Origin of the sequence: Streptomyces sp. NPDC048521 (assembly GCF_043199855.1) — a bacterium.
Classification (GTDB): Bacteria; Actinomycetota; Actinomycetes; order Streptomycetales; family Streptomycetaceae; genus Streptomyces.
In genome coordinates, this window is record NZ_JBICWR010000032.1 from 15563 (window position 1) to 37043 (window position 21481).

Genomic DNA, 21481 nt, shown 5'->3' on the forward strand with positions numbered 1-21481 from the left:
GCTGCCCTCAGCCCGACCGGCGCAGGGCGGCCGGGGTGGTGCCGAGCCGGGCGCGCATCACCCGGGTGAGGTGCTCCTGGTGGGAGAACCCGCAGGCGACGGCCACCTCGGCGATCGGGTCGGTACCAGTACGCAGCATCCGGCACGCCCGCTCCAGACGCAACGCGAGCAGGAACTGATGCGGCGACTGTCCCGTGCTGGCCCGGAACTGCCGGGTGAACTGGCTGGGGCTCAGTGAGGCCGCCTCGGCGAGGTCCGCGATCGGCAGCGGTTCGGCCAGCCGCTCCTCCATGAGCTCGCGGACGGCGGCGAGCCGGCGTGCGGACAGTTCGGACCGGCTCTCCGTCGGCACGGCGTCGCGGACGCCGTGCCGGCGGACCAGCTGCGCGGCGAGCATCCCGGTCAGGTGGTCGGTGTAGGTACGGACGGACGGCTCCCACGAGCGCACCGCGCCCACCAGCGCGAGCAGGAGCTGCTCGGCCAGGGGATCGGTGGTGCCGAGTTCCTCGGACAGCTCCACGGGCCGTCCGTCGTTCGCCTCGCACAGCGCGTCGTCGGTGAGGTAGGCGTGGACCGTGTCGAGCGTGCCGCCGAGTTCGACGGCGAGGGTACGGCCGGCCGGCTGCAGGAAGAGCCCACCGGCCGGGATCGTCCGCGACCGCGTGCCCGCCCCGCGCCCCCGCCGCACGGTGACGGGTCCGCTCAGGTGCAGGATCAGCAGATGCGTGGGCGCCGGATCGAAGGCGGCACGATAGGGCTGCTCCTCCTGGGTGGACAGGTACAGCCGCTCCCACCCGAGGCCGGCGCTGTTGTGCCGCGTCCGCACACCTGGTTGCCGCAGGATGCCGACCGTGTCGGCCAGACCCAGCTCCGCCATGGTGTGACCTCCTCGTGACACCGCATGTAGTTGAATAATAAATCATAGCGGCGGGAACGGAAGGCGGCACACACCCCTGATTTTGCCGACCGTGTCCCGCCGCGAGAGGCTGCGTGACACGTCCTGCGTGACACGTCCGCCACTGTCGGTGTCGGCCGGCAGGGAGCGCTGACGGAGACCGGGCCGGTGGGCCACGCGGACCACATGAACGGCAAGCCACGGTCGGCGACGTCGTACAGGAGCCAGAACGCCGTCTGTACGAGGCGCCGACATCGGGGCAGCCGATGGTGCCGGCCATGGGCGCTGCGGGTCTGGCCGCGTCAGTGCCGGAGCCGCCCTCGGTCGCCGAAGCGTAGAGGTTCACCCCGCCCAGCCTGCCTCGGCCCAGGATCAGCGCGAACGCCGCGAAGGTCGTGCGGCGTGGGCCTTCCGGGCGTCTGCGCGTGCTGCGTCCACGAGAATTCTCCTACGGATCACGGCGGTCGGGCATGGGCATCCCTCGCCCAGCCTGCGGGCCGAGGTGCCGCGCTGACGGGCGCGCGGACTTCTCCGAGAATTCCTGCGGTGCTGTCGGGACGATGCTGGAGGAACGAGGCGAGCATCGTCACCGTGCTGGTGGGGAGCCACGTGAGATGTCCGGACCTGCGCTCTACTTCGCTGTGTCCAGCGAAATGAGCGGTTACGGCAGCGACAAGGACCTCACGCAGAGCGGTGTGAGGAACCAGTCCGTAGTCGGAGCCGTACATGAGGGTGGTCGCAGCCGTCCCTGCGAGGTCGTCGGCAGCTTGCCGGGCGTCGTCTCCCTTCATGCCGCCCGCGCGCCCGCGGCGGGGCGCACCGGCCGGAGCCGGTGCGCCCCGTGGCGTCAGGACACCACCGCCTGCGCGTACGGAACGAGCCGGACGGGACCGACCAGGCCGTAGTCCTGGCGGGCGGCCGTGCCGAACACGGACGGCTGGGCGACCCGGAGCCGGTTGATGAGCGGGGTCGCCACTTCGATCTCGATGTTGTTGTCGCCGCCGCGCAGGTAGGGGCCGACGTCGACGACGGGGTGCAGGCGGTCGACCGCGGGCACGCAGGTGCCGTTGACGGTGACACGGACGGTGTCGGAGACCTGCCCGAGTTCGAGGAGGGCCCCATGGGACGCGGTCCAGTCGTCCGGCAGGGTGACCTCGGTGCGGTAGCGGCCCACGCCCGCGGAGTCGGCCAGTTCGGGGATCTTCGACCAGGGCGCGAGCGCGTCCAGGGTCAGGGTGCGCCGGACGTGCTCGGTACGGGTCGCGTCGGAGCCGGGGTACCAGTCCTCGACCTCCAGTTCCCACGCCGCCGGGACGATCGGGTCGGGCACGGACGGCAGGGTCGTGGTGACCGTGCGGCCGTCGGACAGGCGGGTGGTGCGGGTGCCCGCCGCGCCGGCCCGCACGGTCAGTCCGCGGCCGGTGAACAGCACGTCGTCGGCGTCCGAGGCGACGGCGTGCGGGCGGTCGCCGTAACGGTCGCCGAACAGTCCGGGCCGCCCCAGCGCGACGATCACCGTCTCCCCCGGCTGGAGCGTGACGCGCAGGGTGACGTCGTCGCCGTCCCGGGTGTAGCGGGCGAGCCGCACCGCCCGGCCCGTCCAGGCGTCGAGGAGATACGGCACCGTCGCCCCGCGGCCCCGCGTGCTGCGCAGCGTGACGTCGTGGTCGATCGGGGCCACCGCGGGCTTGACGCTCTCGGCGTGCTTGCCGTTGCACAGGTAGTAGAAGTCCGCGTCGTCGGTGGCCCGGTGGGCGTTGAGGAGCGTGGAGGAGGTGGCGTAGCGGACGTCGGGGGTGACGCCGAGCTTGGCGAGCGCGTCGCCGACGGCGGCCTTGTCGGTGACGTGGACGACACCTGGCAGAGCGAGCAGCCGGGCCATCAGCGCGCGCAGTTGCTCGGTCTCCCCCTCGCCGGGCACACCGGGGGTCAGTGCCTGGTCGAAGGCGCCGAACAGGACCATGGGCAGGCCCGCCTCGGCCAGCTTCAGCAGCTTGCGCGCGTCGGTGAGGGCGAGCGTCGGGGTGGAGCCGTAGAAGAAGTCGCCCTCGACGAACAGCGCCTTGTAGGCGGGCCCGTCGGGCGCCAGCCGGCCGCCGGAGACGGTGGCGCTCGGCAGGTCCAGCAGCGCGCCGCTGAGGAACTGGTGGGTCCAGCCGAGGGGGATGCCGGTGGCGGTGAACCAGGACGCGCCGATGCCGGTGGCCGTGTAGCCGGTCTGTCGGAAGACGGCGACGTCAGCGCGGGCGGTGCCGGCCTGCAGCACACGGTGCACGCGGCCCAGGTAGCCGGAGATGCCGTCGACGTGGCCCCAGGTGGGCTGCCGGGGTCCCCACGACTCGCCGTAGCCGGGGGCGCCGTTGTACGGGCTGAAGGCGGCGAACCCGGGCCAGCTCACCTGCGGAGCGGTGGCGTAGGAGAATCCGTGCACGACGGTCTGATTGACTCCCGCCGCGTACGCGCCGCCCATCGTCCGCAGGAAGCGGTCCCACGTGGTGCTGTACGCCGTCCCGTTGTACGCGCCGGCCTCGCACGACAACACCGTGCGCCCGGCCATGTCGCGGCCGCCGGCCAGGCAGCGGTAGTCGTCGAGGTTCTTGAAGCCGAGGGACTCTCCCTCGGGGATGTCCAGGATCGCCGCCGAGGCGATGGCGTCGGTCTGCAGTCCGTAGGGCTGCGAGCGCAGGGCCATGTCCAGGGAGTGCGCCCAGGTCCTGAGGGCGTGCAGGTGGTGACGGTTGAACAGGTCGGAGACGGTCTCCCAGAAGTCGTGCCGGATCTGCCGGGTGACCTGGGCCTCGAAGGCGAAGACCTGGTTGCTCTTGTCGAGAACGACGGCGGGCAGGTACGGCAGCAGGGGGCGTCCCGTGCGCTTCTCGAACGCGTCGGGCAACTGCGCGGTCCAGGTGAGGCCTTCGGTCTCCAGTTCCACCGAGTCCTCGAAGAACGCGCCGCCGGCGGCCTTCAGCAGGACCTTCAGCGACGGCCTCAGCAGGGAGTCCCAGTAGTCGGTGACGGCGGCAGTGCCCGCGGGGCTGAAGTGGTCGACGGCGTAGGCGGCGGGCGAGGAGTGCGGGCCGGACTCGGGCTGCTGTCCGGAGCCTCGCTGCCAGTAGGAGATCAGGACCCAGTCGCCGTCCGCGGGCGCGGTCCAGGTGAGGGCGCCGCCGGTGACGGTGGCGGTCAGGTCGCGGACGCTGGCCAGGTCGAGGCCGGTCTCCTTGCGCGTGGAGTTCGCGGTGTTGACGCGGGCAGCCTGGACGGTGAGGAGCTGCCGGCGGGTCACGCCGGCGGCGGCCGCGCGCACGGGCTCCGGGACCGGACCCTGGTAGGTGGTTCCGCCGGGGACCGAGGCGCGGCCGTAGGCGAGTTCCTGGGCGGCGGCCGCTTCGTCGGGGGTGATGCCGGGTACGGCCACGGGCCAGCTCGGGCCGAGGGTGAGGTCGACGGTGAGGCCGCGTCTCGCGGCGCGGCGCAGGGCGGCCTCGACGCCGTCGAGCCACGGTCTGCTGCCCCAGCCATGGCGGGCGGTGTCCAGCACCGACTTGTCCTTGATGCTGTGGTGGACGGCCGCGATCTCGACGCCGCCGAAGCCGGCGTCCGCGATCTGGTCGATCTCGCGGGCGATCTCGTCGGGGTCGACGAGACCGTCCGGCCACCACCAGCGGAACTTGGGGCGCACCGAGCGCGGGGGGTCGGCGAACCAGTCGGCGGCGGGAGCTGATCCGGCGCCTGCGGGGAGGGCGGTCGCGGCGGGCGCCGCGGCGCCGAGGGCGGCTACGGCGCCCGCGGCCAGCGAGGCGGCCAGGACCGCGCGTCGCGACATCCCGCCGCTCTGCGAGACGAGTTCATGCATGTGCGCCCCAAAGGGTGAGTCGAGCAAAGGGATTGAATCGTTTCAATCCTTGGTAAACGCCGGAACGCTAAGCCCCGCGCCGAGGCGGGGTCAAGAGGTCGGCACCGGTCGATGGCGGGGCGCGGGACGGGCGCGCGACCGTAAGGACCGGCGGAATGGGAGCGCGCTTCCACCTTGTAGGTGCTTCGACGGGCGGGTCGGCAACAGAAACTTCGAGAAATTCGCCGCTCATCTCACGGTGGCGGGGACGACCGCGGCCGGCCGGGCACCGCCGCGACGGCCCCGGCCGGCGTTCCGGCAAGGCCACGCGGCATGCGAGGCTGTCACCGGGCAGACACCCGACACCTCCAGGAGCACCTATGGCCCTCGACGTCGCCGCGATGCGTGCACAGGTACCCGCGCTGAAATCCGGTACGGCTCGCTTCGACGCGCCCGGCGGTACGCAGACACCGCAGCCGGTCATCGACGCGATCGTGGACGCGCTGTCCCGTCCGCTGGCCAACCGGGGGCACGTCACGGAGGGCGAGTGCAACGCGGAGGCCATCGTCGCGGCGTCCCGCGCCGCCCTCGCCGACCTGCTCGGCGCACAGCCGAACGGCATCGTCTTCGGCCGCAGTTCCACGCAGCTCACCTATGACGTCTCCCGCACGCTCGCCAAGGATTGGGGACCCGGCGACGAGGTGGTCGTCACCCGCCTCGACCACGACTCCAACATCCGGCCGTGGGTCCAGGCGGCCCAGGCGGTCGGCGCCACCGTCCGCTGGGCGGACTTCGACCCGGCCACCGGCGAACTCCGCCCCGAGCACATCGAGACCGTGCTGTCGCCGCGCACCCGGCTGGTCGCCGTGACCGCGGCCTCCAACCTCATCGGCACCCGCCCCGAGGTCCCCGCCCTCGCTGCCCTCGCGCACGGCGTCGGCGCGCTGCTGCACGTGGACGCCGTGCACTACGCGGCCCACGCGCCGGTCGACCTGACCGCGCTCGGCGCGGACACCCTGGTCTGCTCGCCGTACAAGTTCCTCGGCCCGCACCTCGGTGTCCTGGCGGCCCGGCCGGAACTGCTCGAGACGCTGCGCCCGGACAAGCTGCTGCCCTCCTCCGACGCCGTGCCCGAGCGTTTCGAACTGGGCACGCTGCCATACGAGTTGCTGGCCGGGACCCGTGCGGCGGTGGACTTCCTCGCCGATCTGGCGCCGCAGCCGTCCGGCACCCGCCGCGAACGCCTGCTGGCCGCGTTCGCGGAACTGGAGCAGCACGAGGACGCCCTGCGCGAGCGGATCGTGCGGGGACTGACGGAACTCCCCGGCGTCACCGTGTACTCGCGCGCCACGCGACGCACCCCGACACTGCTGTTCTCGCTGGACGGCCACGAGTCCGCGCAGGTCGCGGCGCACCTCGCGGCGCAGGGCGTCGACGCCCCGGCCGGCTCGTTCTACGCCCTGGAGGCCTCCCGCCGGCTCGGCCTGGGCGACACGGGCGCCGTACGGGTCGGGCTCGCCCCCTACACCAACGAGGAGGACGTCGACCGGCTGCTGGCGGCGCTGGCGAGCCTCGGGGCGTGAAGGCGTCCAGGGCCCCGAACGGGGTCCGCGCACCGGGAGTTGCGGGAGATCGCCACGGCCCGTACAGGCGTTCGCTCCCGAGGACGACCCGGTGCCGAATGACACCCCCACCCGGGCGGGCGTCGACGAGGACGCCCGCCCGGCGGCCGGGTCAGGCTTCGCGTCCCGGTCCGGCCGGCTGCGCCGGTTCGGTCACGTGGCACGTGAGCGGACCGGCACCCGTGAGCTGTTGGTCCCGCCCTTCCCCGAACCGGCGACCCGCGCCCTCGTCCGGCTCGTCGAGGACAGCCAACTCCTGCTCGGTCAGGCGCAGGCTTCCGGCGGCGATGTGTGCCCGTCAGCCTCATCGCACCGTAGCCGATGCGATTCACCTCTAGGTCACCGAGCTGCCAGGTCCCTGCTGCCGCCGCTGCGCTCACCGTGCTCCTTCCCCGTTGGTTCGTCAGGTCCTGGAGGCATGGGGCTGCCATGATGGGCTGCGACAGGTCAAAGGGCTGGGCGAAGCGTCACATCTCGATCGGGAACTCGCTTGCGTTGCACGGCCGTTGGATCTGTCGAGAGAAGGTCGGTTCAGTCTGTCCTGCGCTCATCAGCGGTTGACTTCGAGGTTCGTCAGGACGAGCAGGGCGCACTGGGGGCGCGGGCGGGGTCGGCGCGGACTTTGGTGACGCTCCACCAGTTCTTGAGGTGGGCGAAGCTTTTTCGACGGGGGGTCCCGCATCCCGCTGGGTCGTTTATGCGGTGGCGGCCGTATGGCACTGCAGGGCGTGCCACGTCGGCGCATCACGCGGCATCGTCTGGCGTCTGGGAGAGAGGACGGTCAGCGGCTGACGCGGTCGTGCTGGGCGGGGCCGTGCCGGCGAGAGCAGCGCTCCTCGCCCTCCTCGTCGTGGCACCGAACAGCTGACGAGTTCGGGCTGTGGCCTATGTCAGCGTCGGCGCCGGTCCGCGCGCAGTTCGAAGTCGCCGTAGCTGTTGTCGGCGGGGTTGACGGTCACACCGGGGGCCACGATCTCGTCGATGCGGTCGAGGACATCAGCCGACAGCGTGATATCGGCGGCAGGCAGGAACGCTTCCAGTTGCTCCATGGTGCGCGGTCCGATGATCGCGGAGGTGACGCCCGGATGGTTGACGACGAAGGCGACGGCCAGTTCGATCAGGGTGAGGCCGGTCTTCTCCGCCAGGACCGCGAGCTGTTCGACCGCGTCGAGTTTGCGCTGATTGGCGGGGCTGGTCATGTCGAAGCGGGCTGCGGGACGTGCCGCGGAGGCTGGGCCGGAGGTGTTGTCCTTGCGATAGCGGCCCGAGAGCCAGCCGCCGGCGAGCGGGCTGTAGGTGAGCGTGCCCATGCCGTGGCGGCGCACGGTGGGCAGAACGTCCTCCTCGATACCGCGCACCAGGATCGAGTACGGCGGCTGCTCGGTCACGAACCGCTCCAGACGCCGCTCCCGGGAAGCCCACTGGGCCTCGACGATCTGGGAGCCGGAGTAGGAGGAGGAGCCGATGTAGCGGACCTTGCCCTGGTGGACGAGGTCGGAGAGAGCGCCGAGGGTCTCTTCGATGTCGGTGTCCGGGCTGGGGCGGTGGACCTGGTAGAGGTCGATGTGATCGGTGTCCAGGCGCCGCAGGGAGTCCTCGACCGCGCGCATGATCCAGCGCCGGGACCCTCCGCGCTGGTTGGGGTCGTCCTGGTTCATGGGCATGAAGAACTTGGTGGCGAGAAAGACGTTCTCGCGGTGCTTCTTGAGCGCCTTGCCTACGATTTCCTCAGAAACGCCGGCGGAGTACACGTCGGCGGTGTCGATGAAGTTGATGCCCGCATCGAGGGCTCGGTGGATGATCCGGATCGAGTCGGCCTCGTCTTCGTTGCCCCAGGGGCCGAACATCATCGCGCCCAGACAGAGAGGGCTGACCTGCACACCGGTGCGGCCGAGCGGTCGGTACTGCATGAAGCTGTTCTCCTCGTTCGTGTCCGTTTGCTCAGTCGTCGTTCCCTGGCCGCTCGTTGCCGGAGGAAACGGCTGTTGCCGCGCTCGCCCAACTGGCGAGGAGACCGAGTGCCTCCCGCTCTCGCGAGTCCGGCTCAGGGGTGTAGAAGTTGAGGCGGAGGCCGGGGTCGGACGGCAGCTCCATTGCCTCGTAGGGCAGGGCGAGATCGCCGACCAGCGGATGGTGCAAATTTTTGACGCCGGAGCGGTGGAACTTCACGTCGTGACGGACCCACCGGCGGGCGAAGTCGCTGCTCCTCGTGGTCAGCTCTCCGATCAGATCGGTCAGAGCCTTGTCGTCGGGCGCCCTGCCCGTCTCGTTCCGCAGGAAGGCCACTGCGTCGTCGGCACCCTTGTCCCAGTCGACCCAGAAGTCTTTGCTCGCGGGGTCCAGGACCATGAAACGAGCACTGTTGACCGGACCGCGCCGGGCGAACAGTGGCGAGTCGAAGAGGGGTGCGTACAGGGCGCGGCCCAGCGCGTTGGTGGCCAGGATGTCGAACCGTGCGTTGCGGACGTACGCCGGTACGTCGGTCATGGAGTCGAGCAGCCGCAGGATCGTGGGCCGCACCCGGGAAGCCGTCGCCGTGGGCCGCTGGCCTGAGGGCGTGGCCGCGCGGGCCAGGTCGTAGAGGTGGGTGCGCTCGGCCTCGTTGAGCTGCAGAGCGTGTGCGAGGGCTTCGAGGACAGAGTCGGAGGCTCCGGTGAGGTTTCCGCGCTCCAGCCGGATGTAGTAGTCCACGCTCATGCCCGCGAGCAGAGCGACCTCTTCACGACGCAGGCCCGCGACGCGGCGTTTCCCGCCGTAGACGGGCAGCCCGGCCTGCTCCGGAGTGATCCGAGCGCGCCGGGTGCTCAGGAACTCGCGGACCTCCGCGGTCACGCTCTTCTTGTCACTCTCCGTCATGGTCGCGCCTCGGGAGTTTGATGCGCATTGCGGCGGCGGGCGTGCCCTCGGGCCGGCCGGCGTCGGCCGTGGGGTGGGTGAAGACTTCGGTGCCGGCGGCCCGGGACACGGAGACCTCCTGTTGCTCGGGCGGTGGGGATCTGTCCTGCACTCTCACGGTAGGTGCGTCGGTGAGCGTCTGCGAGGTACTGCCATTACCTGGAAAAGGAGTGACTCCCACCTGCGCGTGGAAAAGGCCGAGGACGGTGAGTCCTCAAGGAGCCGATGAACCGACCCGAAGGAAAACCGTGCGCGCAGCACTCATGGACACAGCCGGCGACGTCCGCGTCGGACACGGCGCCGCTACGTCCCTCAAGGAACTGCGAGGCCCTCAAAATGCTGGTGCGGCTGTGAGCAGCCAGCCTGTGATCAGCACGGTGGACGCCTCCGTCCGCCGCGGTGGCACACCGTCCGCCATGTGGGCGATCACAAAAACCGGCTGCAGGACGACGCTGACGACGGGGCTGGTGACACGATGACCACCACCACGCAGCGCGCGTCCGCACCTGCGGCGACGCGCCCCCACGGGACTCCGGTCCACCCGACGCTGATCCTTTCGATCATCTGCGTCCCCTGACCACGCTGCTCGAGGCAGCCGACGTCGTCCCGGCCGTCAACCAGCTGGAAGTTCACCCCTACTTCCAGCAGCGCGCCGTCCTCGACTTCGACGACCAACACCACATCGTCAACCAGGCGTGGTCCCCGATCGGAGGGATCACCTTCTACCCGGGCTACGGAGAGGACCGCAAGAGCGTCCTTCAGGACCCGGCCGTCACCCGCATCGCCGAGACGCACGGCAAGAGCCCTGTCCAGGTCCTGCTGCGCTGGGGCCTGCAGCGGGGCCGCTCGGTCATCCCCAAGTCCACAAAACGCTCACGCATCGCCGAGAACATCGACGTCTTCGACTTCCAGCTCACCGCCGACGAGCTGAGCGCCCTGGACGCACTGGAGACCGGCCGGCGCGGCGGCCCCGAACCCAGGGCCGTCACCCTCGCCGACTTCGGCCGCACCATCCCCGAAGCCTGACCCAACCCCCTCAGCAGAAGGACTCCCTGTGCCCCCCACCGTCAAGGCGTTCGGCGCCCACGATGTGCGTCAGCCGCTCGTACCCCTCACCATCGAGCGCCGCGATGTCGGCCCGCACGACGTCAAGCTCGACATACTGTTCTGCGGCATCTGCCACTCCGACATGAACTTCGTCGGCAGCGACTTCGGTCCGCTGCCGGCCAGCCCGCTCGTGCCCGGCCACGAGATCGTCGGCCGGGTCACTGAGATCGGGCCGGAGGTCACCCGTCATCAGGTCGGCGACCTCGTCGGCACCGGCTGCATGGTCAACTCCTGCCGCGAGTGCGACAACTGCCGGGCCGGGCAGGAACACTACTGCCTCAACGGCCACACCCTGGTCCTCGGCAGCCCCGACCCCGCCCAGCCCGGCGCCCACACCCAGGGCGGCTACTCCGAGGCGATCGTCGCACCCGAGGACTTCGTCGTCCGCGTTCCCGACAGCCTCGACCCGGCCGCCGCTGCACCACTGCTGTGCGCCGAAGAAGTCAGCTTCTGGGCCCGGGCTGTGATCACCGGATCGGAATCGACGGCCTGCACAGTGTCGGCTCGTCCGGCCAAGAGCCTTGCAAGATCACCGCTGCCGGAACCGACGTCCAGGGCGAGGTCGAAGCGCCTCGGCAACTGCCGCAGGATCCAGCGATGGTAGTGGGCATTGTGATCCCAGGGATAAGCGGCGTTGAACCGTTCAAGAGCCCGCAGGACACGAGGCGACAAGATCTTCATCGCCCCAGTCCATCAAGTCCCTGCGGCATGCACACCCTGTTCCGGAACAAAGATCACTCGCTCCCGGACTGCCGGACGCAGTCCAAGGAAGCGAGTTGAAAAACACCTACTGATCGGGGCAGTGCCGCTTCCACACCGCGCCCGCGAACTTCTCCACCCCGTTCGTCAGGCTCATACCCTCCGCGCCGGCGACCTGGGTCGCCACGGCCACCGGGCGCGCGCCGTCCGCGGTGAACAGCTGCAGCCGGAACGTCCCCGGCAAACCCGGGGCGGTGAACATGGGGTCGTCCACGCTGAGTTCGCGGGGTGTGGCCAGGGCGCTCAGCTTGTCCGGGCCGTGAAGACGCGGCGTCGGCTCGGGGGCCGGGTCGGCGTGCAGGTCGTCGGTCATCCCCCGATCATTCCCGACCCCGGCCTGGTGGCGCCCGGGCCCGGCCGGTCAGTCGGGCGCCGCCGTCTGGGCGAGGTCCACCTCGCCGGCTTCGATCAGGGCCCGGCGCCGTTGTTCCGTCTCGGCGGGACGCTCGGCATCGGGCAGCGCTACGGCGGCTTTCAGCAGGGTGCGGGCGTGTCGGCGGACATCGGCGTCGTACTGGGGGACGGCGGGGCGGGTGAGCAGGTGGGCGGCCAGGAGCAGGGCATCGGGGCTGCGCGGATGGGCGGCCGCGCGTTCGGCGACTTTGTCGGCATTGTCCTGGGCGGGCGTGTGCTCGGTGCTGCGCCGGGCCAGGGGCAGCCATACCTCGTCGGTGAGGGCGGCGCGGGTGAAGTAGCCGGCGGCGGCGAGCGCGCCGGGCGGCAGGCGGGCCTCCAGCGCCGCCGTCCACCATGCGCGTGCGACGTCCTGGGGGGCACGGGCGGCCGGGTTCTGTGCGGCCTCGCTCGTACGAGGGCGTCCTTGCAGGGGGAGGGCCAGCGGCATAAGCAGGCGGGAGACGGCTGTGGCGCCGTCCGGGCCGACGGCCAACTCGCGCCAGACCTTTACGGGGTCGCCGAGCAGGTCGGCGGTTCCTGGAGCAGGAGCGCGAACGCGACGCGTCTGGCCGCGCCGTACGCGTTCGCGCGCACCGCGGCCAGGAGCTGGCCGCGGTCCAGGGCGGCGAGCAGCAGCGGATCGGGTCCGCCCCTCTCCAGCCAGGCGGCGGCCGGTGAGGGGCGTTGCGGGTGGAGGGCGTACAGCTCGGGGTGGGCGGCGGTGAAGGCGGTGGCGCGGCGGTGAAGGAGTGGCAGGTGTGCGCCGATCACGGTGGCGATCGCCTCGTCGCCGCCGCGGGCGGCCAGGACGTCGGCGAGCAGGCGGAGGACGTCGCCGGGCATCGTGCCGTCCGCGGTGGCCTGGCCGGTGGCGTAGTCGAGGAGGCAGTCCAGCGCGCGCACCGCCGGGTGGGTCTCCAGCAGGCCCGCGGGCAGTCCCTCGTCTTCCCCGGCCGGACCGGCGGCGCGGAGAGCGGGCGTTGCCGGGGCGTGTGCGGTCGGCGGCGGGGCGGGTGAGGGGCTCGGCGAGGGTGTGCAGACGGGCGAGGACGGCCGGCAGGTCACCGGCGAGGCCGCCACCGGTGCGCCACACGAAGCGCAGCAGAGCTGGCCACGCCCGGCCGGCGAACTCCGCCGCGTCGGGAACGTGGGGGTTGGACGGAGTGGGCAGGGCGCGGCTGAGGGTGAGCGCGGCGTGGACGGCCTCGGCCGGACCGGCGGGGAAGGCGCCGGGGTGACGCGCGGCACGCGCGGCGGCGGCGAGGTAGAACGCGGCGAGCTCCGGCCGGGCCAGGGCGTCGAGGACCTGGGGGACGTCGGCGGTCCAGGCGGCAGGGGCGGCCGCCACAAGGCGCTGCAGCACGATCGCGTAGCCGGCGGCGCCCGCGTCCGGGGCGCCGGCCAGGGCGGCGGCGGCCGTGAGCGGGCCGGCTGCGGCGGCCAGCTCCAGCAGGTCCTCCACAGCGACGGCGGTGTGATGGCGCGACCGCGGGCGGACGGCGGTCCGCGGGCGGGCGGGCCGGCCGGCTCGAGCCGGCGCAGCCCGGCCAGCAGCGGGGCGAAGTCGGCCAGCAGGCACGCGGGCAGGACTGGCGACCAGGCCCAGATGCGCAGCCAGGAGGCGAGCGGCTCGTCCCGGCGGCCGACCTCGTCCACGCCGGCGGCGGGCAGGACCCGGTCGAGCTCCTCGGCGGCAGGGGCCGGGCCGAGTGCCGCGAGGGCCCGCTGGTGCAGGCCGGCGGCCCGCTCGGGCGGGCAGGCCTCCAGCACAAGGGCGGCCAGACGGGCACCTTCCGGGGTTGGGCGGCCGGCCAGCAGCCGCACCGTGGCCTCGACCGCCCGGTCCCACCACTCCCCCGCGTCCGCGACGTCGGTGTCAGCGGCGGGCGGGTGGGCGGCGAGGTGAGCGGCGAGCACCCGGTTATGCAAGTGCTCGTCCGCGGCGGCGATCCGCGGCCAGGCCCGCGTCCGCTCGGCGAGCGGAAGGCCGGCCCCCGCGTCCGCCGCGGCGAGGTCGAGGACCGCGCGGGCCAGGAGCGGGCCCATCTCGAGGACCGGGCCCAGGAAGACCCTCTCGTCCAGGACGCGGACCTCGTCCAGGTCGACGGAGGCGTGCCAGGACTGCCTGACGGACGCCTCGATGTCGCGGCGCAGCAGGCCCGCCAACGCATTTCGGACCGGACGGGCCCAGCGGAACGGGCCGCCGGCGTGGACGGTCAGCACCAGCTCCCGCAGCAGGCCAATGACGTCGTGGTCGGGCAGGCGGGCGGCCCACTCCCGCCGCAGGACCTCGGTCAGCTCGGGGAGCGGCTCGTGGCCGGCGTGCGCGCGCCGGCGCGCGGCGTGGTAGGCCAGGTAGCCGGCGTGCCCGAGGTCGACGGTGTCCTTCAGCAGTGCCTCCACGACGAGGAGCCAGTCCCCGTCGCGCGCGGGCATCGGGAGGTTGCCCGCCCAGCTGGCCATGAGCCGGCGCTCCAGGCTCGCCTCCTCGGCCGGCATCTCGGCGGGGGGCCGGATGGTGACGTGCGGGAGCAGCCGCTGGATATCGGCGGGGGTGAGGGCGCCGGCGTCGGCCAGGCGCAGCAGTGCGCCCAGCACCAACGGGCCGGCGGCGGCCAACTGGACGGCGTGGTCGGCCAGCCACGGCCGGGCGGTGGCGGGGGATGCGGTGGCGAGGCGCTCGAGGAACGGGGCGGCCGGCCAGGCGCCGACTGTCTCGTCGGCCGCGAGCAGGTGCGGGGCGTGCTCGCGAAGGAGCGGGAGCCAGGTGGCGGCCGGGCCGGAGCGGAAGAAGAACGCGGTGGCGCGCGGGTCCGCCCAGCCGGCCAGTTCCCGCGCCTCCGCCTCGCCCGGCTCCTTCAGGGCAGCCATCTCGAGGACCCGCGCGGCGCGGCCGGGCAGCGGCACCAGCAACTCCCGGGCGGCGGCCAGGAGCTTGCGCTAGAGGGCCGCAGCGCGGGCCGGGTCGGCGACGCCGCCGTGCAGGGTGCCCGACGTCTTGCCGTACACCTCGCCCCACACGCCCAGGGCCTCCTCCTGGGCAGCGCCGAGTGGGACGCCCATCAGGCGCTGGGCGATCCCCGCGGCCCGGGCCCGGTGGTAGCCGCCCGGCCGCTTCAGCTGCCCACGCAGGACCTCGGCCGCCCGACGCAGGCGGAGTTGTTCCTCGGCGACGTCGCCGTTCATGCCCGCGCCGCCGGCGGAGGTGGCCGCGGGCGGGGCGGCGGCCTGCCGCGGTACGGGAGCGGGTTGCGGGGGCCCGGCGGCCGGGATGCGGCCGGCAACACCGGTCTGCTCCGCCGGTGCCGGGCGGTCCGGGGCGGCGACCGGCTCGTCGCCCGGTGCCGCGGACGGACCCCCGGACAGGCCGGAGCCGGGGCTGGGGCGGGCGTCGATCGCGTCGAGCAGGGCGGCGGCCGCGTCCTTCAGGCCCACCGCTTCCGGGGCGCCGGGCAGGCTCAGCAGCGCATCGGCGGCGCCGCGCAGACACGACTCCGCGACCTCCGCCGACCGCCGGAGAAGACCGCCGACCAGGATCCGGCGCGCATCCTGCAGAAGGTCCAGCGCCCGCAACCCCGCCTCGCCCTGCGCGGCCAGCGCCGCGGCCAGGACCTCGTCGACCACCGGCAGTTCGTCCCCGCCGGCCGATCGCATCGTCTCGTCGCTCACCGGTGCACCGTAAAGCCCGCGTACCCGCCCACGGGCCCGAACCGAGCAGCCCGGCCCGGCAGATGTCGGCGGGCCCCACCCGGGACCGGTGGCCGGCGAGTTCGAAGGGGCGGTGCTCGCACTGGACCGCCGGCCGGAGCGGGCGCGAGGATCGGGGCCGCCCGGGCCAGCCCCGCAGCAGGTTGAACGTCTCGGGCGCGGGGTGTCCCGCTGTCACGCCCGGCACCGGGAGGCCAAGGGCAGCACGCGCGGCACCAGGCCGCGGGCGAGACCCAGCTCGACGGAGACAGCCCGGCGGCCGGGACAGCGGCGGCGCGTGCGCGGCCGGGCGGCCGAACGGTCCGGCGACACGGCCTCGGGCACGTCGCGGCCAGGCGGGCGGGGCGAAGCAGCACGACCTCCGCCGGACGGCGGCGCGGCCGGCGTGCGAGCGGGAGGCCGACGCGGCGTCCACAGGCGGGCGCACGGACGGCCGGCGCCGCGCGGGCGGGGCCGGCCCGGGGGACGGCGGCGCGGCCGGCGTGCGAGCGGGAGGCCGACGCGGCGTCCACAGGCGGGCGCACGGACGGCCGACGGCGTGGGCGCGGCCGGGAGCGGGACAGCGGACGCAGGCCCACCCGGCAGGACGGAGCGCGGGCTCGCCGGGGGCGGCGCACGGCCGGGACGGCGGACCGCCGACGGGAAGCCTGGGGCAGCGAGCGGCACAAGCACGGCGCTGCCGGGCGCGGCGAGACGGACGGGCACCACAGGCGGACGGCGGCCGCAGCAGCGGCAGCGCGGGCGCGTGGACAACGGCACGGCGAAGGCGCAGCGGGCGCGGAAGCGGCCGGACGGCAGGGGCCCGCGGCCCTCGCCCGAGGGTGGGCGGCCCGCGGGGCGCAGGCCGACCGACGACGGGGACGGGCGGGAGGGCGGCGGACGGGCGGCGCCGGGGGGCGGGGGCGTGCGCGGGCGACGTGGCGGCCGGGGGGGGACGGGCCGAGGCGGCCGGATGACGCGAGGCGCGGCAGCACGGCGGCGGGCGGTGACTTCGGGCACCAGACGCCGGACGCGCGGATGGCGACGCGGCCACCGACCGACACCCGCCCCGACGAGAACCGAAGAGGAGAGGACCGCACCACCCCGGGAGACACGGGCGATCCGCCGGGCCGATCAACGACCGGCCCCAGCTGACGGATCGAGGCTGGACTTCAGAAGGTCACAAGGGCGAAATGTCCCTTCTGGCGCGGTGCTCATCCGACTCCGCGGAACGAGTACGCCGAGAGTGCCACCAACTCCGGATGGTGTGAATTACTAGAGCCAAAGCAACAGCGCCCGCGATGAACCGAATCACATTCCAAGTAATTCCAACGACCGCACGTTGCCCATCCGCCCCTGCAGCCAGCTGCATGGAGGTCTCGAAAAGCGCTACGAGCGGAACAATCAGTCGGAATGGGAGACCGCCAACACTTGGAATTCGCGCCAGGTTGCCCAAGAGCCCGACGGGTGCCCCAAGGACGAAAGCTGCTATTCCCCATGCAAGCATACTAGAGTAATTTACCTCGCCGGTGGCGCCAGATTCCAGTCCGGCCGGGATGGTGGGGCTCAGGTCCTTGAATAGATAATATGTGACCACGCCGATAGCCAACCCCAAAGAGGACAGCAAGGCTGCCTCAATTTTGGATCGGCCGAAATAGCCCACCAAGAATGCATAACAGACCCACGACCATCCATCGGAAAAAACAACATTTAGAGGGACGCAAACGGGATTGCCCCATTTTTCGGTAAGGGGACCCGCTAGTCCAAGTAGAAAACCGACCCCGAGGGGCACTGCGAGCGGCGCAACACGAGTGCGCGGAAAGTGTGCGATTTCTTCTTCCCTGTTCCGTGATCAACTCAAAGTAGGAGGTGGCGCCACTCGGAGACTGCGCGGGCGACGGAACAGACCCGAGTGGCGCACCAACCTACCCCACCTACCGAAAGGGTCACCGCGTGATGCGGGGATCAGGACCTACTCATCAACGCTGTACCAGGTTTCGCAGGTGTAGGCAGTGCCCGCCGTCCGGTTGGCGTAGGAGGTTTCGTCAGCGAACGCGTAAGCGCTATTCGAGCCCCGGAAATCTTGACCGTGGAATGGTGCATCTTAGTGGGGTGGTAGTAGTTCGAGTAACAGTACTTACCGTTGGCGGTCAGATTGTAGCCGTAGCACCAATTTCCGCCACTGGCATTGATGCAGGCCTGCGGCGTAACGGTAGAATCGTCCATCTTGATCACCACCACACCCCATTCTGAGGGGTTACCCAGCTCTGCGGGCGGCTTCGTCCCGTCACCACGCTTGTGGAGGGTGACCTGGCCGACCTTGGAACCATCCGCGGCGACGACAGTGCCGTTCGCCGTAACGGTGGCAGCCTGAGAGGCGTCTGCGGCGGCCGGCGTAGCGAAGCTAAATACTGCGAGTGCCACGCTCACAAAGCCGAGAACGATCGATCTACCGGATATCCTCACGGCATTCCTTCCCTAACTCCCCCAGTGGGAGTTTGCGTAATGATCTTGGGCCGGGGGATGGGTGGCAGTCAATAGCCTCTATAAGGACTGTCCGTTAAAGGACTGCAGTGAGGCTCTTCCAACCTCAGCTTGACGTTGCCAGGTGAAGGGCGAGTACGGCCTTGACCAGGTCAGTGACGCGGGTTGTGCTGCAGCGGAGCTTGCGCAGCAGCCGCCAGGACTTCAGGGTGGCCATCGCCTGCTCGCCGACCGCGCGGATCCTAGCGTGGGTGACGTTGACGGTTTTTTGGCCTGCGGAGAGCTTCTCCCAACGGCCGCGGTAGGGGGACACGCACGGTGCCGCCGGCGCCCTGGTACCCCTTGTCCACCGAGCACCGGACGTCGGCCTCGGCCAGGGCGTCGATGATGCCGTGGGTACGGGCGGCTTTGATGTCGTGGACCGCGCCGGGCAAGGCGGGTGAGGCCCACAACAGGCGCCCGAACGGGTCGGTGATGACCTGCACGTTCATGCCGTGCTTCTTGTGCTTCCCGGAGAAGTACGGGCGGTCGGCGGCGATGCGGTCGATGGACAGCAGAGTGCCGTCGAGGATGACGAACGCCTTGCGTGCGGCGGTGCGGGCGGCCGTGGCAAGGTCGGGGGCGACGGCGGCCAGGACCTCCACCGCCTCGGTGACGTAGCGGTAGACGGTGGCGATCCCGACACCGAACCCGGCCGCGAGCTGGGCGTAGGTGTGCCCGCACCGCAGATGGGCCAGGACCAGCAGGGCCTGCCGGTCCGCGGGGAGCCGGCGCCACCGCGTGCCCCGCTCCCGGCGTCGGGTGGCCAGCAGGCGGGAGAGGTACCGCAGGGTCGAGGTGGACAGATCGATCCCCACCATTGATCGGCTGAATCGGCAGATCGATGAGGCATCGGTTGCCGGGCCCTTGGAACTACCGGCCTTGAAGCGACGCATCGCCGGGCTGCCCCCCCCACCGTGACGAGCGCACTCACGCGAAAGTGAGTAACAGCCCGGCCGGCCAAGTGGGCCGCCCGACCGGTCGTTGGACGCGGCGGCGGCTCGTTCTGAAGGAGCGGCTGCGACCGTTGCGGGCCGTCCATCGCCCTGGCGCTCCACACCGTGACTTTCCCGCCTGCACTCCGGCCTCTGGGTGGACCCCGGCACGGTGACCCGGCACTGCGATGGCAGGACGGTCCGCGGCTACGTCGTCTACCCGCGCGCCAAACCCTGCCGGCGCTGGCCCGCACCCGGACATCCGAAGGCGCCCACGCGGACGTACCGCAGCAGCGTGCCTGCTGCCAAAGGCATGCGCCGGCCCCTTCAGCGACCTTGGCTCTGGCGTCAGGAGCGGGTGCGCTGCCGGGCGCGGCGGGAGCGTCGTACGGGCCTGGGCCCGTGCTCGGTGTCGGCGGGGCCGGCGGCGGGTGAGAAGAAGCCGCCCGGAACGACCTGCCGGGCGACGGCACGGGCGCACGGCAAGAAGGTGCCGTCCTCGCCCCCCAACCCCGCGGTCCTGGCACCCGCCCGTTGGGCTGTTGGACCCAACGGGACTCGGCCGCCCGGCGCCTCGCCGAGCGGCCGGCGGGGCGGTGAGAGAGTGGTCGCATGTGCGGTCGATACGTTGCCACCCGGAGCCCGCAGGACCTTGCGCAGCTGTTCCATGCCGCCCAGTGGCCCACCGCGGAGGCGCTGGCACCGAGCTGGAACGTCGCGCCGACCGACGAGGTGTGGGCCGTGCTGGAGCGTGCTCCGCGCGACGAGGGCGGTGGTGCGGCGCCGGTGAGGGAGCTGCGGCCGCTGCGCCGGGGCCTGGTGCCGTCCTGGGCGAAGGAGCCGAAGATCGGCGCGCGGATGAACAACGCGCGGGTGGAGACCGTGCACGAGAAGCCTGCGTTCCGCCGTGCGTTCCTGAAGTGGCGCTGTCTGCTCCCGGCGGACGGCTTCTACGAGTGGCAGCCGGGTAAGGACCCGGTCACCGGCAAGGTGCGCAAGCAGCCGTTCTTCATCCACCCGGAGGACGGCCAGGTGATGACGCTGGCCGGGCTGTACGAGTACTGGCGCGATCCGGCCATCGCCTCAGACGATGACCCGGCCGCCTGGCTGACGACATGCACCATCATCACCACCGAGGCCACCGACGCAGTCGGCGCGTACACCCGCGCATGCCCCTCGCCCTCACCGAGGACCACTACGAGGGCTGGCTCGACCCCGCGCATCAGGACTCGGACGAACTGCGGGCTCTCCTCGGCCAGCCCGCCGACGGGCACCTGGAGGCCCGCCCGGTCACCACGGCCGTCAACAACGGCCCCCAACTCCTCAACCCGGTCAGCCTGTAGCCGCGCCGGCGGTGAGGGCGAGGCGCCTCACCTGTCGTTCATGCACACAGCCAGCTGTCAGTTGGCCGCCCGGGGTGTTGCAGAGCCGCCTGGTCTTCCACTCCAGGGGGACGCGCGCAAGGACGAGTCCACTGACGTCGGCGGCGCCGGAGCCCGGAGTCGGAGCGGTCGGCTCACCGGTTCCAGCCTGCTGTGCCCGGGTGGCCATGCGAGACAGAGCGTGGGCGGCCCCCCCCAGGGAGCCAAGAGCGCGGTGCGGACACCGCGGCCGCGCGCGAGGCGGCTCGGGCAGCGATGTCTGCGGCTGATCCACCCGCTGCCCCGTGCACGTCTTCACCCACACCCGTTCGGCCTTCAACGCCCCACCCATACAATGGAGATGACCAGTTCACGGCCTTCTGCAACACCCTTTAGATCCAGCCTCTCTTCGCGGCCTCGGCCCCCACCTGAAAGCGGGTGTCGAGGCCGAGCCCGGAGGCGATCGCCGCGATCCGTCGGGTCACGGTGCGCGCGCTCGTCCCCAGCTGCCGGGCGATCGCCTGGTCCTTGTACCCCGCCTGCATCATCTTCAGCAGCAGGAGGTCCTGAGCGCTCGGCCCGTCGGCCGTCGCCGGGTCGGTGGCGACGACGGACTGCGCACGCTGCCAGTATGAGTCGAACAACTCCAGGAGCGCGTCGAGCAGCCCGGACCTGTGGACCACGGCGATCATGTCGTAACGGCCCGGGACCAGCGCGACCAGCGCGACGCGTCGGTCCATGATGCGCAGTCTGAACGGCAGGGCCGGCAGGATGCGGGCCTGCTCGCCGATCCGGGCGAGGTGGGTGATCAGCTCGAAACGGCCAGGCTGCGCCAGCGCCTCCGGGGTGTAAACGGACCGGATGTCGACGCCGCGGCCCAGCAGGTCCATCGTCAGGGCCTCCTCCAACTCGGTGCTGTAATGGCCGAGATAGGGAGGACGATCGAGCACCCAGAAGTGAGTGCGAACCGACTGCATCAGTTCGGCGACGCGCACCGTGATCTCCGCCTCGCCCGTGATCACCTCCACCAGTCCGGTCGGATCCTCGCGGAGCCGGCGGGCGCGGTACTCGTCCGCCAGGTCCTCGACGGCGCCCCACACCGCGGTGAACGCCGCCTCGCTCTCGGCCCGGCGTCTGGCGAGCAGCGCGCTCAACGCGGTGTGCGGGCTGACCGGACGGTACTGGCCGTGCCCTTCCTTCCGCAGCATGCCCAGCTCCACCAACCGGGAGATCGTGCGCCGGATCCGGCTGGGCGTGGTGCCCAGGCTCTCGGCGATCTCGGTGGCCGTCCGGCCCGACCTGGTCAGACAGACCCGGTAGACCCTTTCGTCGAACTCGCTGATCCCCAGCGTGCTCAGCACCGGCCGCCCTCCCGTGATCACCGCCCGACGGCCCGTCGGGATGCGCGTGACGCGAATCGCCAACTGGCGATCTACGACACGAGTCTGATCTAGACATCTCTCCTT

The 21481-nt window shown here is 71.8% G+C and carries 13 protein-coding genes and 4 pseudogenes; 4 read left to right on the top strand and 13 right to left on the bottom strand.

All coding sequences use genetic code 11. The annotated features are described in order from the left end of the window. Window positions 1-7: 7 nt before the first annotated feature. Window positions 8-877: a helix-turn-helix domain-containing protein gene (locus ACGFRF_RS39780; protein ID WP_393748720.1), complete on the bottom strand. Its 870-nt coding sequence runs from the start codon at window positions 875-877 to the stop codon at window positions 8-10. 865 nt (window positions 878-1742) lie between these two features. Then, window positions 1743-4751 carry a glycosyl hydrolase gene (locus ACGFRF_RS39785; RefSeq protein ID WP_393748722.1) on the bottom strand — a complete coding sequence of 1003 codons (3009 nt, stop codon included), beginning with the start codon at window positions 4749-4751 and terminating at the stop codon, window positions 1743-1745. 359 nt (window positions 4752-5110) lie between these two features. On the opposite strand from ACGFRF_RS39785, the gene ACGFRF_RS39790 reads away from it, so the two are divergent. Next, window positions 5111-6313, top strand: coding sequence for a cysteine desulfurase-like protein (locus ACGFRF_RS39790; protein ID WP_393748724.1), 1203 nt, complete (start codon window positions 5111-5113; stop codon window positions 6311-6313). A gap of 929 nt (window positions 6314-7242) precedes the next feature. Here ACGFRF_RS39790 and ACGFRF_RS39795 read toward each other — a convergent pair. The 3 genes from ACGFRF_RS39795 to ACGFRF_RS39805 all read right to left on the bottom strand — a co-directional run bounded on the left by ACGFRF_RS39795 (window position 7243) and on the right by ACGFRF_RS39805 (window position 9922). Then, complete coding sequence (locus tag ACGFRF_RS39795) at window positions 7243-8262, bottom strand: aldo/keto reductase (protein WP_393748726.1); 1020 nt, start codon at window positions 8260-8262, stop codon at window positions 7243-7245. Window positions 8263-8293: 31 nt separating this feature from the next. After that, window positions 8294-9208 (bottom strand): helix-turn-helix transcriptional regulator, encoded by a 915-nt coding sequence (locus ACGFRF_RS39800; protein WP_393748728.1) that lies wholly within the window; start codon window positions 9206-9208, stop codon window positions 8294-8296. Window positions 9209-9673: 465 nt separating this feature from the next. Beyond that, complete coding sequence (locus tag ACGFRF_RS39805; RefSeq protein ID WP_393748730.1) at window positions 9674-9922, bottom strand: hypothetical protein; 249 nt, start codon at window positions 9920-9922, stop codon at window positions 9674-9676. Between ACGFRF_RS39805 and ACGFRF_RS39810 the strand changes: the two genes are divergently transcribed. Beyond that, window positions 9869-10273 (top strand): aldo/keto reductase, encoded by a 405-nt coding sequence (locus ACGFRF_RS39810; RefSeq protein ID WP_393748773.1) that lies wholly within the window; start codon window positions 9869-9871, stop codon window positions 10271-10273. The two genes, ACGFRF_RS39805 and ACGFRF_RS39810, sit on opposite strands and share 54 nt — an antisense overlap. A 64-nt stretch (window positions 10274-10337) precedes the next feature. After that, window positions 10338-10739, top strand: a pseudogene (locus ACGFRF_RS39815) (alcohol dehydrogenase catalytic domain-containing protein); the annotation flags it as partial. Between the two features lie 47 nt (window positions 10740-10786). On the opposite strand, the pseudogene ACGFRF_RS39820 reads toward ACGFRF_RS39815, so the two are convergent. The 7 genes and pseudogenes from ACGFRF_RS39820 to ACGFRF_RS39850 form a co-directional block, all read right to left on the bottom strand. After that, window positions 10787-11035 (bottom strand): annotated as a pseudogene (locus tag ACGFRF_RS39820) (SAM-dependent methyltransferase); the annotation flags it as partial. Between the two features lie 106 nt (window positions 11036-11141). After that, on the bottom strand, window positions 11142-11426 hold the full coding sequence (locus ACGFRF_RS39825) for a hypothetical protein (RefSeq protein WP_393748732.1): 285 nt from the start codon (window positions 11424-11426) through the stop codon (window positions 11142-11144). Between the two features lie 48 nt (window positions 11427-11474). Then, window positions 11475-12002 carry a hypothetical protein gene (locus ACGFRF_RS39830; protein ID WP_393748734.1) on the bottom strand — a complete coding sequence of 176 codons (528 nt, stop codon included), beginning with the start codon at window positions 12000-12002 and terminating at the stop codon, window positions 11475-11477. 14 nt (window positions 12003-12016) lie between these two features. Continuing rightward, a complete protein-coding gene (locus tag ACGFRF_RS39835) occupies window positions 12017-14416 on the bottom strand; it encodes a hypothetical protein (protein ID WP_393748736.1) in 2400 nt (799 codons plus the stop codon). Window positions 14417-14449: 33 nt separating this feature from the next. Then, window positions 14450-15178 (bottom strand): hypothetical protein, encoded by a 729-nt coding sequence (locus tag ACGFRF_RS39840; RefSeq protein WP_393748738.1) that lies wholly within the window; start codon window positions 15176-15178, stop codon window positions 14450-14452. A 1983-nt stretch (window positions 15179-17161) separates the two neighbouring features. Then, window positions 17162-17422 carry a lactococcin 972 family bacteriocin gene (locus ACGFRF_RS39845; RefSeq protein ID WP_393748775.1) on the bottom strand — a complete coding sequence of 87 codons (261 nt, stop codon included), beginning with the start codon at window positions 17420-17422 and terminating at the stop codon, window positions 17162-17164. A 364-nt stretch (window positions 17423-17786) separates the two neighbouring features. Further along, a pseudogene (locus tag ACGFRF_RS39850) lies at window positions 17787-18615 on the bottom strand (transposase family protein). A gap of 651 nt (window positions 18616-19266) precedes the next feature. Here ACGFRF_RS39850 and ACGFRF_RS39855 point away from each other — a divergent pair. Continuing rightward, window positions 19267-19997, top strand: a pseudogene (locus tag ACGFRF_RS39855) (SOS response-associated peptidase). Window positions 19998-20407: 410 nt separating this feature from the next. Here the strand turns inward: ACGFRF_RS39855 and ACGFRF_RS39860 are convergent. Next, window positions 20408-21376, bottom strand: coding sequence for a helix-turn-helix domain-containing protein (locus tag ACGFRF_RS39860; RefSeq protein WP_393748740.1), 969 nt, complete (start codon window positions 21374-21376; stop codon window positions 20408-20410). Window positions 21377-21481: the final 105 nt, after the last annotated feature.